Below are 13,765 nucleotides of genomic sequence, written 5' to 3' on the forward strand. Positions count from 1 at the left end.
GGTGACTTGCGTGATGGTATTTGGTATTTTGCTGGCTATTTATACAGTTATGTAGGCTGGGGCGATGGGTGGTGCTGTTTGCGCAAGATAATTCACTGCGACTGTGATTGTTTTTACGCCTCTGTTGAGCTGCGAGATGATCCAAGCTTGAAGGGCTTGCCTGTCGCTGTAGGTGGCGCTGCAGAGCGAAGGGGAGTGGTCGCCACGTGTAATTATGAGGCGCGAACGTTTGGTATCCATTCAGCGATGCCGACAGCGAGTGCATTAAGGCGCTGCCCCAACCTCATTGTACTTACGCCGAGGATGGAGGCCTATCGTGAAGTTGCTTTGCAGATACGGGGTATATTTAAACGTTATACGGAATTAATTGAACCCTTATCTCTTGATGAGGCTTATTTGGATGTGACGGATTGCGATGCTTTTCAAGGTAGTGCAACCCGTATTGCTCAAGCAATCCGACAGCATGTGCGTGACGAGGTGGGTATTACTATTTCGGCTGGGGTAGCCCCCAATAAGTTTTTAGCGAAAGTGGCAAGTGACTGGGATAAGCCTGACGGATTGACGGTGATTACACCGGCACAAGTTGATGAATTTGTTCTTAGCCTTCCTGTAAGCAAAATACATGGAGTGGGTAAGGTGATGACAGCGCGTATGGCGGATCAGGCGATATATTCATGTGCCGATCTACGGCTGCGTACCCTAGAGGAGCTGCAAGGCTTATTCGGTAAGTTTGGTCAGCAGTTATATGATTATGCGCGTGGTGTGGATTCTCGGTCCGTTAAACCTCACCGAGAGCGTAAGTCTCTGAGTGTCGAAACTACTTTTGCTCAAGACCTTGAGGGAATTGAGACGGCAAAAAATCAAGTGGTGGATTTGTTTAAAGAGTTAGAGAAACGACTGCTTCGGGTCGAGAATAAGCCCTTATCCGGTGTTTTTGTTAAGCTTAAATCGGCCGATTTTCGTCAAACTACCATTGATCGCCGCTACCAAGGCGAATTAACAACTGTATTGTTTGAGCAATTATTAGAGGAAGCGTGGCCGAGAATGGCCTCTCCATTACGTTTAATTGGGCTTGGTGTTCGCTTTGATTCTAAGGTGGAAAAAACCACGGTATCAAAGGTGGTCCGTGAGGAACAATTGGATTTATTTTCTTAAATAAATCCTGTGTAGCTTTGATGAGTAAGAACTTTAAGACGTAAAAAAGGGCGGTAAAAACCGCCCTTATTCATTGTGGTTCAGCCTTATTGATTAGGGCTGATAACTTGTAACTCAACACGACGATTGCGCTCACGGCCTTCATCAGTATTGTTGTCAGCTACCGGCTTGCTTTCACCGTACCCTTTCGCTTGCTGACGAGAAGATGCAATGCCTTTAGTAGTCAAGTAATTGACTACTGATTGCGCCCGCTCTTGCGATAGAGTTTGGTTATAGCTGTCACTGCCGATAGAGTCAGTGTGTCCCATAATAATGATACTAACATCCGGCTCATTGCCTAGAGACTCAGCTACCTTGTTTAGGATGGTCTGAGAGTCGAGCATTAAGCGCGATTTGTTAAACTCAAAATGTACACCAGTTAGTTCAACCGTTTGTGATATCACGCAACCACGTGAATTCACCTTCAGACCAGGTAAGGTACCTGGGCACTGGTCAATCTTATCTGGTACGCCATCGCCATCGCTATCGAGAGGGCAGCCTTGAGCATTAACCGGTACGCCGTGAGGTGTGTTTGGACATTGGTCAATGTCATTTGGTACACCGTCACCGTCATCATCAATAGAGCAGCCATTGACGTTTACGCGTGCGCCAGGAGGCGTGTTGGGGCATTGGTCGCGGAAGTTAGGTATGCCGTCACCATCGCTATCAAGTGGGCAGCCGGTTGAGTCAACAGGTGTGCCGCGAGGTGTATTTGGGCATTTGTCCAAGCGATCAGGAACTCCGTCACCATCGGAGTCATAGTTGTATGGCAGGGGTTTGTCGCCAAAGGGAATCGAAATACCGATGAGTACAGCGTAGGTATAAAAATTGTCGTCATCGGGAAAGAGTGGTGCTTGACGCTTAATGCTGTCAATTTGATAACGTACTTCACCGCGAATTGCGACGGTATCAAGTTCGTAAGTAAAACCACCGATTAAATCACTACCATAATCTGTTTGCTCGGCAATAATACCTGGCGCTTCGTACTCGACTTCATGGTAGGTTACACCCACCCCGAGGTAGGGCTGTACGGCGTCGGCGTCAAGCATAAATGCGCCGCGAGGGAAGTATAATAAGTCTAGGCCACCTGCAGTACGGGTGTAAGTATCATTTTTGGAGTTTTTAAATTCACCGTAGTTGATATGGCTGTCGATCATCACGTAGGAACTTATTGGTTTACCAAGACCAATTTTTCCCTCATTACCAGAGTCGAAATCACTTTGGTCCGCAAACGTGGAGCCTATCATGCCATGCATGCGCCACCGCGTATCGATTACTACTTCGTCATCTGCAGCAAAGGCAGAAAAAGCGCTGCACCCTACAGCTAGAGCAAGCGTTATATTACGCATTTGACTCATTAACATATTCTCCATGTGTGTGCATATATTAAAACGCGACCTTGCGGTCGCGTTTGTGGGGGTTACTTCTACGGTGCTAGGTTGCCAAATATGCCTTGGCAGTCATCAAAGCTAATGTTTGCTAAGTCGCCAAATGCTTCTGGATTGAGGCCAAGAATGCCATTTAATAAGGTTCCTACTGTTGAAGTAACAGGAGCCAGCAAACAGGCATCAAGGGTATCAACGATGATGCCAAGACCCGGAACGGCATCGACACCTTCAATGAGGCCACTTGTTATTGTTCCTAGGCCAACTGGACTATCAGGGAGGTTTTCGTTGATAGAGGAGAAGTTACCTGTAATAAGCGCGTCAACTAGACCTTCCACAGGGATGTAGCCACCATCATCATTAGTGGCCAGTGTACTTAAGATAGGATCAACAATGGTACTAACTGTATACACCAGTGGAAGAACTAAGCCAGGGCCTTCTAAACCTGGGAAGTTACCGCCCAAGGTAAGAACCGGCTCCAAGATTTCACATAACTCATTGGTGTAAGTTAGCAAGTCATCGTCGGCAGCAGGTAATACCAATACGGTGGAACCTTCTTCAGTCGTTATGTCACCTTCGGTAAAGCCGTCATCATCGCTATCAATAAAGGCTTGTACACATACAGTACTAAGGCGTAAGAGACCACGAGACTCTAAGGATCCTTTAGTTTGACCAAAGCTTGCAGCGGGTTCGCTAGATATTTCAGGTAAACCAGGGATTTCGTCGGCACCGGGTATTTGGTCTGCACCGGGAATCTCAATCGCACTAGACACGCAGCTAGGTGAATCACTTGCATTACCAGACCAGTAGCCGGATACAGCGCTAAAAATTGTGCGCTCGTGATCAGTGACGTCTTTGAGGGGTGAGTCACTATTCAGCTTAGGATTGGCTAGGTAGGCATCGGTCACATCATCTATGCCGCTTTCAAATACAGCGTAGGCATAGAACTGTTGGTTGCCGCGTATATAGGTCTCGCCATCGGCAAGGTCACCCACTAAGTCTGTGCGACCTACACAAGAGAACTCATCAATGTAGATATCGTCTGGTGAATTGGCGTTAGAAACTTGGTAAAGGTGTAGTTCGACAACTTCATCGGCTACAACATTTATTGTGCGATTATCACTAACGTCAGAGATACCATCTTCGTAAGTGGCTGTCAGTGTGGCAACTACCGGTACATCAACGGTTGCGCCGCTAATTGGGTCAACGGTAGTGCTATTGCTATTGTTGGCCGGGTCAACGGTAACTAGTGTTCCTTGATCAATAGTCCAGCTAACATTCGCTGCAGGACAGGCGATGGTGTCACTGCTATCAAAATCAACAAAAGTACACATGGCTACGTAGTCAATGCCATCATTAAATACATTTAAGTAGATTGTGTCTTCCGCTGGCGTTGTACCGTCGGCGCGAACAATCGAAATGGCAGTGACTTCGGCATCAACTAGCTTAAGTTCTAATGTATCTTGAATGGCGGCGTTGCTGTCATCTTCATAGATACCAGTAACAGTGCTAGCAGGGTCTTGATCAGCGATTGCTTCATAATCTGCCTGGCTAATTAATGAGGCATCACCGGTAGTCTCATCAGGGCCTTCAGCGAATATGGTTGTTGGATCCGCAGACCATGTCAAAATGCCGGGGCCTGAACATTGGTACTTGTCAAAGGGTGCTTGGTTTGGATTGCTGGGGTTTGTATAGGTCAGCTTGGCAACCATTTGCAGGCGTTGCGCAGCGGGCACATCAATTGAATCTTCAGTTAAGCCCTTACATTGATCTAAGTAGTCGGTGTTAAAAAAGACTTGATCGCTAGTGTCACAGGCATCGGCTGCCGGGTTTGCTACCGCGCAAATTGCCATCTCGCTGACAGTTGCAGGAACTAAAGTGACGATAAGTGATGCGATTTTATCAACTGTATCGTCTGTGCAGCTCTCTCCATTTTCAATGGCGAAAACGGTTACCGCAATTTGATTTTGATCACTGCTCGTAAAAGGGTTGGTAATGGTTGCGGGAGCCACTGCACCCGTTGAGGGTGTCTGGGTCTCTCCAAATACAAAGTGGCTGTTATCCGCACAGAAAGTTGCATTTACAGTAGAGTTTTCAGTTACGCCAGGTAAACCTTGTAAATTTTGTAGCAGCTGGTAATTAACTGTTTCGGTATCTGTTGGGTCAGACGGATTTAATGCAATAACGTCTTGACCGCTAATATATTTTGGGCCACTGACGATAGGAGGGACTATCGTGAATGGCTCTGTGACCGAATACGCAGTGCCCTGGAAGTTATAAAGGCCGGTAATGGTCAAATTTTTGAGGGTGTCGGTGCTGGCTAGACGGACTGTGCTGAGAATATCTTGCACATCTCGTAGCTCACCTGCATCACGTATCTCATCGGCGAGTTCGGCTATCGCTGGGCTGCCTACACTGCCACCTAGTGACCACTGGGTATCGGCGGTAACATTTAACTCGGGGCCTAAATTGATTTCAACACCGTCCGTTTGGGTGGCAAGCATACGTACTGGAATGAAGTTTGTACCTGTTCCCGCTAATTGATTGCCAAGGGGAAAGTCGACCCGGAGAGAGTCGGGGTCAAGACCAGCGCCTGGGCGGTCTGGACTGCGGGCGTCGCCACCGCCACCGCAGGCAACGAGAAGACTCGCGGCTAGTGTTAACGATAATGCTAGGGTATTCGTTTTCATTTATTTCCCTCCGGGAGAGATAAGCCGAAATACAATTACAGGAATGGTGGAAATTTAAGTTTACGTAGTTTCACGGATGTAATGTTTAAAAACAACACTCTATACAGCTAGGTCGCCATGTTAGAGGCAAAAATGTGAAAATTTCTGTGAAGTAGTTATAAAAAAAAGCTTTTGCTCCAAAAAAAGGCAGTAAAAACCTGTATTTAGAAAGGGTTTTGCCCCCAATGGGGGCGAGGTCTTAGTCTTGTAAATAGCTCTCAATTGGTGGGCAGGAGCAAATTAGGTTGCGATCACCGAACACATTATCAATGCGATTTACGGTTGGCCAATACTTGTTTTCAGATAGATTGGTAACGGGAAATCCAGCTTCTTCTCGTGAGTAGGGGCGGTTCCATTCGCCAACGATATCGGCGAGTGTGTGTGGCGCATTGACTAGTGGGTTGTTGTCAGCTGGCAACTGGCCGCTTTCAATTCGGCCGATTTCACGGCGAATATGAATCATAGCTTCACAGAAGCGGTCTAGCTCCACTTTCGATTCGCTTTCGGTCGGTTCAATCATTAATGTGCCGGGCACGGGAAACGACATTGTTGGCGCGTGAAAGCCATAATCCATTAAACGTTTGGCAATATCTTCTTCACTAATGCCTGTGCTTTCTTTTAGCGGGCGTAAATCAATAATGCATTCGTGAGCTACGCGGCCATTGCGACCCGTGTAGAGCACTGGGTAGTGCTCGTTCAAGCGAGTAGCCACATAATTTGCACTTAGAATAGCGACTTGTGTGGCTTGTTTTAGTCCGGCTGCCCCCATTAATGATATATAGGCCCAAGAGATGGGGAGGATGCCGGCGCTACCAAAGGTGGCTGCAGCAATGGTGTCGTTGTTTTGATCAAGCCCTTCTATTGGGTAGACCGGATGATTGGGTAGGAAAGACGCGAGGTGAGCTTTAACGCCTATTGGTCCCATACCAGGGCCACCGCCACCGTGAGGTATACAAAAAGTTTTATGCAAGTTGAGGTGAGAAACATCTGCACCAAACTCACCAGGTGCGGCTAATCCGACGAGGGCGTTCATATTGGCACCGTCGACATAGACTTGCCCGCCAAATTGATGGGTGATGTCGCAGATGTCGCGAATTCCTTCTTCAAAAACACCGTGGGTAGAGGGGTAGGTCACCATTAACGCGGCAAGTTGATCGGCGTGTCGTTCTGCTTTTTCTTTTAGATCGTCAATATTGACATTGCCTAGGGCGTCACAGCTAACAATGACAACGCGCATGCCTGCCATGGCTGCAGACGCGGGGTTTGTGCCGTGAGCTGAGCTTGGGATTAAGCAAATGTCGCGCGCGGTGTCACCTCGACTTTCGTGGTAGCGCTTAATTGCCAGAAGACCGGCGTATTCGCCCTGTGAGCCGGCGTTGGGTTGCATTGAGAATTTATCGTAACCCGTGCAGGCCATTAGCTGCTGTTCGAGCTCGTCAATTAGTTCTAAATACCCCGTGGTTTGGCTGCGGGGTGCGAAGGGGTGAATATTGCTAAATTCAGGCCACGTGATGGGGATCATTTCCGTGGTAGCGTTAAGCTTCATGGTACAGGAGCCAAGCGCAATCATTGAGTGATTTAGGGCGATGTCTTTGCGTTCCAATCGGTTCATATACCGCAGCATTTCAGTCTCAGAGCGGTATTGATGAAAGACAGGGTGGGTCAGAACAGAGCTGTTGCGTTGAAGCTCCGTTGGGATGCCGGGAAGGTTTTGGAGCTCCTTGTCTATTTGATCTACCGACGGGATAGCTTGGTCACCAGCAAAGATCTGCCACAGTTGTTCAATGTCTTCGGCGGTTGATGTCTCGTCAAAGCTGACGCTCAGCTGTTTGTCGCCGCGTCTAACGTTGAGCAAAGCCGCTTCTGCTTTGTCGGCAAGTTCGGTACTGGCGGAGTCAGTGGCTATACAAATGGTGTCGAAAAAAGTTGTGTTGGTGTTGTAGCCCAGTTGATTTAAGCCTGCGGCAAAAATACCAGCGATACGATTGATGCGCTGAGCGATTGTTTTGAGGCCGTCGGGGCCGTGATAAATCGCATAGAACACCGCCATAATGGCGAGTAGTGCTTGTGATGTACAAATATTGGAAGTGGCTTTCTCGCGACGAATATGTTGTTCGCGGGTTTGCATTGCCATGCGTAGTGCCTTATTACCACGGCTATCGATGGATACACCAATAATGCGGCCAGGGATAGAGCGTTTATAGCTATCTCTAGTGGCAAAGAAGGCGGCGTGTGGCCCGCCAAATCCCATTGGCACACCAAAGCGTTGGGCGCTCCCTACAACGATATCCGCGCCTTGTTCACCAGGAGGGGTGAGTAATAACAAGCTCATAATATCAGCGGCAACGACGGTCATTGCCTCTTGTGATTTAGCTTGGCTAGCAACCTCTGCTAGTGAGCTAACATGACCTTGTGTGGCTGGGTATTGAATAAGAACGCCAAAACAAGGGGTGTCGGCAAGTTCGGTTTCCGCGTTACCCACTGTTATTTCTAAGCCAAGAGAGAGTGCGCGGGTTTTTAACACGGCAATAGTTTGTGGGTGGCAGTTGTGGTCGACAAAGAAGGTGTTACTTTTATTCTTGCGGGCAGAGCGTTTACACATTGCCATGGCTTCGGCGGCGGCAGTGGCTTCGTCGAGCAGAGAGGCATTGGCTAATTCTAAGCCAGTTAAATCAATAATCATTTGTTGAAAATTGAGTAGGGCTTCTAGGCGACCTTGGGCAATTTCAGGTTGATAAGGGGTGTAGGCTGTATACCAGCCGGGATTTTCCAGCACGTTGCGGAGAATAACTGGTGGGGTGATGGTGCCGTGGTAGCCTGCGCCAATAAAGGAGCGTGCAATTTGATTTTTAGCAGCGATCTTGCGTAAGCGGTTAAGCGTTGTGGTTTCACTTTGTGGTGCAGAAAGAGGCATTTCACCGCGTAAGATAGAGGCAGGAACCGTCTGTTGAATTAAATCGTCCAGAGAGTTTGCGCCAATTGTATGGAGCATGGCGGCGGTTTGGCTCGCATCTGGGCCGATATGGCGGTTTAGAAAGTCATCACTTTGCGATAGTTTGGAAAGATTGTGGGTCATTCTAGGGGTGCCTGCGTCGTCGGATTTTCGGGCGTTATTAAATCATATTTCGGCTCTCTTTTGTTTGGCAATATTTCGCGCTTAACTAGATTTTTCCTGAAAAATGTTATTGTCATTCACTTGGTAAATCGATGTATTCAGCTTTTGTATTGTGGATGGCTTGCAGCGTTTTTGTATTAGACCTGCATATTGTTGCTTAGCAGTAAGGCACATAATTATTTCTTGTACATTAGCCGTTGAAAATAAGGGTATTTTAGTGATTTACCCTCTCGATAAGCTTAGCGCTTGCATTATAAGATATAGGGCTCTAACGCTAGGTTTAAGAGGTTGTCCGTGGAGCCGGTAAAGTGCAGTAAGATAGATCAAAAGCAGTACTCTCAGATGCTTAGAGTAGTGACTTTGTTGGGAGCATTGTTTGTAATTTCGGCGTGTACCGGAGTGTCTCGGCCTCAGATTACCCAGATTGCCTCTGAGCCTGGTCCAAAAGAAGAGCGCATATCGTCTTTAGAGGTTGCGCTGGCTGATGCGCTTATTGAAATAGAAAAAATGAAGGCCCGGACGCCAAGTGCAGGTGGTGATGGCTTACCGGCTATTCCACCTAATGCTGAAACGGGACGTTGCTACGCCAAATTACTTGTTCCAGCTAGCTATGTTGATCGCGTTGAACGTCGTGTTGTTAAGGAAGCTAGTGAGCGCAGGGAGATGATCCCGGCAACGCTGGAATGGGTCGACGAGAAGGTGCTGGTTAGCGAGGCGTCTGTTCGGCTTGTGGTTGTGCCGGCAACGTATAAGTGGCTGGAAGAGCGAACGCAGGTATTGCCTTCGCGTAGTCACCAGGTTTTAGAGAGTGCGGCCCGTTATGAAACTGTTATTGAAGAAGTGATTGAATCTCCTGAAGAGTGGATATGGCAGCCTGGCCGCGGTGAGATAGAGAAAATTGATGAGGAAACGGGTGAGATCGTTCACCAGCAACGCGTGCCTGCGCGATATCGGAAGATTAAAAAACAAGTGCTAGTTGAACCCGCCAAGTACCGAAAAGTAGTTGAGCCTGCGGTTTATGAGACTGTTCGCAAGAAGGTGGTTGATGTTGCAGAGCATACTATCGAAGAGCGAATTCCAGCCAAGTATAAAACCGTACAAGTACAGCGTGTGGTTGAGCCTGAGCGTGAAATCGTTCATCAAATTGCGCCGGTTTACAAAGAGTATAAGTATCGAGAAAAAGTGAGTGACGCGGAGCTTGGTTGGCGTATGTTGCCATGTGAACGTGATATTACCAAAGAGCTCGTTTATAGCGTGCAGCGTGCATTAAAGCAGCGAGGTTATGACACGGGTGGGGTTGATGGAATATTGGGTAAATACACCTTAATTGCTGTGCATGGTTTTCAAAAGCAGCAGGGCTTGGCAACAGGACGGCTGTCGTCTGAGACGCTTACTAGCCTTGGGATTAAATACGACTAGTCAATGAGTGTGGTGTGATTTGTGTAGTTTGTATAAAGAGATGCTTGCTGATAACCGCTAGAGCGGCGCAAAATGCAGCATGGAATCTTTACCGGAATTACTAACTGCGGTTCGATCTTGCCGTGCTTGCGAAGCAAGTCTGCCGCTGGGACCGCGCCCAGTGGTGGTGGCTGATGAGGCTGCAAGGGTTCTCATCATTGGTCAAGCGCCGGGTGCGCGCGTCCATGATAGCGGTATTCCTTGGGATGACCCATCCGGAGATCGATTGCGTCAGTGGTTGGTCATGGACAAATGCCAATTTTACAATGATAAACGCCTGGCAATTATGCCAATGGGTTTTTGTTATCCTGGCAAGGGCCGTTCTGGCGATTTGCCACCGCGAAAAGAGTGTGCCCCGCTTTGGCATCAACATTTATTGAGTCATATGCCTAAGCTGGAGCTAGTCTTGCTGATTGGGCAATATGCCCAGAAATATTATTTACACGACGAGTTTAAAACGTTAACTGAGCGTGTAGAAAAGCATCCTGCAGATAGTTATTTTTTTCCATTACCTCACCCTTCACCGCGAAATCAAATGTGGTTGCGGCGTAACCCCTGGTTTGAGTCAGTTGTGGTGCCGCGGCTTCGGCTGCGTATCAATGAAATATTGGAGACCCCATGAGCAAAATGCTTGGCCCGTGGCAGCAGTTAAGCTGTCAAACGATCTACCAAAATCCGTGGCTAAAGTTAGAGCACCACGAGGTTAAGACTCCTGGTGGCGATAATGGAATTTATGGCAAAGTTTGCTTTCAGAGTATAGCGATAGGTGTTGTGCCAATAGACAATGAGGGCTATACCTATTTAGTCAAACAGTATCGTTACCCATTAGAGCAAGATAGCTGGGAGATACCTGAGGGTGGTTGCCCCTTAGGGGAGTTGCCATTAGAAACCGCTAAAAGGGAGCTGCTAGAGGAGACAGGCTTATCGGCAAATCGGTGGGTAAAGTTAATGGATTTACACACCTCAAATTCTGTGACGGATGAGCGCGCAGAAGTGTTTTTGGCGAAGGAATTAAAGCAAGGAGAGACCCGCTTGGAGTCTTCCGAGCAAGATTTGGAAGTGTTGCGATTACCATTGGATGATGCGATTGCCATGGCAATGGATGGTCGTATTACCGACGGAATCAGCGTTGCTGCGTTACTGAAGCTGCAGGTGTTAACGTTAACCTGTGCTGGGGGCTTGCAGGATGTGTTCGCATCATTAAGTGTAGAGGCTTTATAAGCAATATTTAAATATTCTTGCTGGCTTTTTTATAGCGATTAAGGGGAAGTAAATGACTTATTTTTCGGCTCAAATCAGGTTTGTCGTGAGTGTGATGTTAACGGTGTTTCTTTTAGGAGGAGTGCCCGCTGCTTTTGCAGAGGATGAAAAGTCGGAGACCAAATCAACGGTAGGCTTTACAAAGGAAGAGGTACTGGAAAAAGCTAATGGTTTTTTTGGTGAAACCACAGCGGGGTTGGCCAAAGCCATTGAAAAAGTCTTTGAAGAGCAGGGTAGCCCAAACGCTATTATTACTGGTGAAGAGGTTTCTGCAGCCATAGGGGTGGGTGTCCGTTACGGGCAGGGCGAAGTGCAGCGCCACGGTGGTGATGTTGCGCCGATCTTTTGGCAAGGTCCTTCTGTTGGCTTTGATATGGGGGCAAATGCGTCTAAGGTTTTTACCCTTGTTTATCATTTAGATGATATGCAGCAATTGATGCAGCGCATTCCTGGTGTCGATGGTAGTTTTTATGTGGTGGCGGGTGTCAGTGTGAATTATCAGCAGACAGGCGACCTAATTTTGGCACCGATAAGAACAGGTGTTGGTTTGAGGGCGGGCGCTAGTGTTGGTTACGTTCACTACAGTCAGAAAAAATCATGGATACCTTTCTGAACTAGAATAAATTTGTACAACGGGGAGCTTGCTCCCCGTTTGTATTTCTAGTTTATCTGTCTTTTAGTTGTCGCTCAGCTCAGGTTCACTGTCTTCTTGGTTTGATGCCGTTTGCTTATCTACATTTTGCTGATGGCGTCGATAAAGCTCGTTTAAATACACACAGAGATGGTTTACAACAATTTGCGTCCTTAGTGACACGGGAATGTCAAAGGCATGTTGCGCGTCGGGCAGTTCTGCGTAGCTAACGGCCTGTTGTGAAACTGCTTGCAAGGTTTTGTAAAACACGCGGGACTCTTCTACTGGCACCAGTGTGTCGGCCTCGCCATGAATGATTAAGAAGGGAGGTGCTTTGTCGCTTACCCAGTATAAGGGTGAAGCCTGTCGCCATAGCTCGGGGGATTCTGTTCTGGTTTGTTTGAGGACCTTGGCTGAAATCCATTGGCTTAACGATTCACTATGACGTTGGCCCTGACTGTTAAGGAAGTCGTAGACACCGTAAAAAGGAATGCAGGCTTGTACTGTGGTGTCGATATGCTCAAAACCTGGTTGAAATTCTGGCGCGTTGGCACTTAACGCAAGTAAGCTGGATAGGTGTCCACCTGCTGAGCCGCCAGTGGCGATGACAAAATTTGGATTGCCGCCGTATTCAGCAATGTTTTCTTTAATCCAGCAAAGCGCCCGTTTACAGTCAATAATATGATCAGGAAACGTTGCGCCAGGGCTGAGTCGATATTCTACCGCGACGCAGACCCAGCCATTGGTGGCCATTTGGTTCATGAGTGGTAGGGCTTGCTCGTTTTTGCTTCCGACTTTTTCTAGCCAGGCTCCGCCATGCATTTGAAAGAGTACAGGCGCATTTTTTGGGGTATCACCTCTGTGGTAAATGTCGACTCGTAGCGAGCGGCCATTGCATTGAGCGTACTCTATATTCTTGTGGCGCCTTACATTGTCCAGGCGATAATTGAAGGGCTTGGCGAGTCGTTTTGCGGTGGCTTCTAGCAATATCGACTCACTGCTATCTATTGTTTGCTCAGAAGGAGTTTCTAAGGCGTAACGTACAGCTTGCGCCATGATGGGATCAGCGCGTTGGGCTCTAAAGTAAAATACCGCAATGGCCGTCCAGCTACAAAGGGCAATACCTAGGCCGAGCGCGTCTCCTATGCCGCTTAGTTCGCCAAATAAAATAATAAGGAGGGTTAAGCCCACTTCTAACGTGATGACGTGCAGCGCGAGCTCGCCAGTGATCATCCCTATAATGAAGCTGAAGACGCCAATTAATTCTGGTGTTGATTTATAGGGGTGGTAGACGTTCCACGCCGTCCAAGCCCAAATAAGTGATAAAAGCAGCATAGCCAGTTCTCTGTTTATATTGATGCAGCAAAATTTTTAGTCATGATGATAGGGTAACTTTGTGGGGATCTCCACAGGGCATGTTTCAAGAGAGGTCATATTAATGCTTGTTCAGACTTTACTTGTCGTAGCGAATAGCGCAGATATAGTAGGTTTGCTGGCCTTTTGGGGTATTAACCACAACCTCGTCATCTAAGTGCTTGCTTAGCATCGCCTTGGCAAGCGGTGAGTCCATTGATAGTTTGTTTTGATTTAAGTCAAATTCATCTGGGCCAACAATACGGTATTCCGTTTCTTTTCCGTTATCGTCTTCAACGGTCACCCAAGCGCCAAAGTAGACTTTATTTTGATCTTTGGGTGTGTGTAATACCACCGTGATTTCTTCTAAGCGTTTAGAGAGAAAGCGAACCCTGCTGTCTATTTCGCGCAGGCGACGCTTGCCATAGATATAGTCACCGTTTTCTGAGCGATCACCGTTTTTGGCTGCTTCGTGTACGGTGGCTGTAACTTGGGGGCGCTCAACTTTCCATAGTTGACGGACTTCGTCGCGAAGGGCTTTTTCACCTTCAGGGGTGATATAGCACGACCCTTTGGGGCGTGGTGGTCGATAACGGCTCATATATGGTGGTATCTAAAGCATTTTTAAGGAATCATAGCG

10 protein-coding genes are annotated in these 13,765 nt (G+C 47.7%); 5 read left to right on the top strand and 5 right to left on the bottom strand.

Going from position 1 to position 13,765, the window contains the following annotated elements; all coding sequences use genetic code 11:
• Window positions 1–78 precede the first annotated feature (78 nt).
• Entirely contained in the window at window positions 79–1,155 is a 1,077-nt protein-coding gene (gene dinB / locus AELLOGFF_RS05470; protein WP_159267736.1) for a DNA polymerase IV, read from the top strand.
• Window positions 1,156–1,241: 86 nt separating this feature from the next.
• On the opposite strand, the gene AELLOGFF_RS05475 is transcribed toward dinB, so the two are convergent.
• From AELLOGFF_RS05475 to gcvP, 3 genes are all read right to left on the bottom strand, one after another.
• Window positions 1,242–2,552: an OmpA family protein gene (locus AELLOGFF_RS05475; RefSeq protein WP_159267737.1), complete on the bottom strand. Its 1,311-nt coding sequence runs from the start codon at window positions 2,550–2,552 to the stop codon at window positions 1,242–1,244.
• Between the two features lie 68 nt (window positions 2,553–2,620).
• Window positions 2,621–5,269: a hypothetical protein gene (locus AELLOGFF_RS05480; protein WP_159267738.1), complete on the bottom strand. Its 2,649-nt coding sequence runs from the start codon at window positions 5,267–5,269 to the stop codon at window positions 2,621–2,623.
• Between the two features lie 238 nt (window positions 5,270–5,507).
• Window positions 5,508–8,384: an aminomethyl-transferring glycine dehydrogenase gene (gcvP, locus tag AELLOGFF_RS05485; RefSeq protein WP_159267739.1), complete on the bottom strand. Its 2,877-nt coding sequence runs from the start codon at window positions 8,382–8,384 to the stop codon at window positions 5,508–5,510.
• A gap of 381 nt (window positions 8,385–8,765) precedes the next feature.
• Here gcvP and AELLOGFF_RS05490 point away from each other — a divergent pair, with 381 nt between their 5' ends.
• The 4 genes from AELLOGFF_RS05490 (at window position 8,766) to AELLOGFF_RS05505 (ending at window position 11,754) form a co-directional block, all read left to right on the top strand.
• Window positions 8,766–9,842 carry a peptidoglycan-binding domain-containing protein gene (locus tag AELLOGFF_RS05490; protein WP_159267740.1) on the top strand — a complete coding sequence of 359 codons (1,077 nt, stop codon included), beginning with the start codon at window positions 8,766–8,768 and terminating at the stop codon, window positions 9,840–9,842.
• Window positions 9,843–9,921: 79 nt separating this feature from the next.
• Complete coding sequence (locus tag AELLOGFF_RS05495) at window positions 9,922–10,503, top strand: uracil-DNA glycosylase family protein (RefSeq protein WP_159267741.1); 582 nt, start codon at window positions 9,922–9,924, stop codon at window positions 10,501–10,503.
• Window positions 10,500–11,102 carry an NUDIX domain-containing protein gene (locus AELLOGFF_RS05500; protein WP_159267742.1) on the top strand — a complete coding sequence of 201 codons (603 nt, stop codon included), beginning with the start codon at window positions 10,500–10,502 and terminating at the stop codon, window positions 11,100–11,102. The genes AELLOGFF_RS05495 and AELLOGFF_RS05500 overlap by 4 nt, the downstream gene beginning before the upstream one ends.
• A 52-nt stretch (window positions 11,103–11,154) precedes the next feature.
• Window positions 11,155–11,754, top strand: a complete 600-nt coding sequence (locus tag AELLOGFF_RS05505) for a DUF1134 domain-containing protein (protein WP_159267743.1) — start codon at window positions 11,155–11,157, stop codon at window positions 11,752–11,754.
• 63 nt (window positions 11,755–11,817) lie between these two features.
• Here AELLOGFF_RS05505 and AELLOGFF_RS05510 read toward each other — a convergent pair whose 3' ends face one another.
• Both AELLOGFF_RS05510 and greB read right to left on the bottom strand, forming a co-directional pair.
• A complete protein-coding gene (locus tag AELLOGFF_RS05510) occupies window positions 11,818–13,107 on the bottom strand; it encodes an alpha/beta hydrolase (protein ID WP_159267744.1) in 1,290 nt (429 codons plus the stop codon).
• A 118-nt stretch (window positions 13,108–13,225) separates the two neighbouring features.
• A complete protein-coding gene (gene greB, locus AELLOGFF_RS05515; protein WP_159267745.1) occupies window positions 13,226–13,726 on the bottom strand; it encodes a transcription elongation factor GreB in 501 nt (166 codons plus the stop codon).
• Window positions 13,727–13,765: the final 39 nt, after the last annotated feature.

The organism is Zhongshania aliphaticivorans (genome assembly GCF_902705875.1).
Lineage (GTDB): Bacteria > Pseudomonadota > Gammaproteobacteria > Pseudomonadales > Spongiibacteraceae > Spongiibacter > Spongiibacter aliphaticivorans_A.

Bases quoted from the DNA above. Each gene is read 5' to 3' on its own strand.
- AELLOGFF_RS05475 (WP_159267737.1), bottom strand. From the start codon at position 2,552: ATGAGTCAAATGCGTAATATAACGCTTGCTCTAGCTGTAGGGTGCAGC.
- AELLOGFF_RS05480 (WP_159267738.1), bottom strand. From the start codon at position 5,269: ATGAAAACGAATACCCTAGCATTATCGTTAACACTAGCCGCGAGTCTT.
- gcvP (WP_159267739.1), bottom strand. From the start codon at position 8,384: ATGACCCACAATCTTTCCAAACTATCGCAAAGTGATGACTTTCTAAAC.
- AELLOGFF_RS05490 (WP_159267740.1), top strand. From the start codon at position 8,766: ATGCTTAGAGTAGTGACTTTGTTGGGAGCATTGTTTGTAATTTCGGCG.
- AELLOGFF_RS05495 (WP_159267741.1), top strand. From the start codon at position 9,922: ATGGAATCTTTACCGGAATTACTAACTGCGGTTCGATCTTGCCGTGCT.
- AELLOGFF_RS05500 (WP_159267742.1), top strand. From the start codon at position 10,500: ATGAGCAAAATGCTTGGCCCGTGGCAGCAGTTAAGCTGTCAAACGATC.
- AELLOGFF_RS05505 (WP_159267743.1), top strand. From the start codon at position 11,155: ATGACTTATTTTTCGGCTCAAATCAGGTTTGTCGTGAGTGTGATGTTA.
- AELLOGFF_RS05510 (WP_159267744.1), bottom strand. From the start codon at position 13,107: ATGCTGCTTTTATCACTTATTTGGGCTTGGACGGCGTGGAACGTCTAC.
- greB (WP_159267745.1), bottom strand. From the start codon at position 13,726: ATGAGCCGTTATCGACCACCACGCCCCAAAGGGTCGTGCTATATCACC.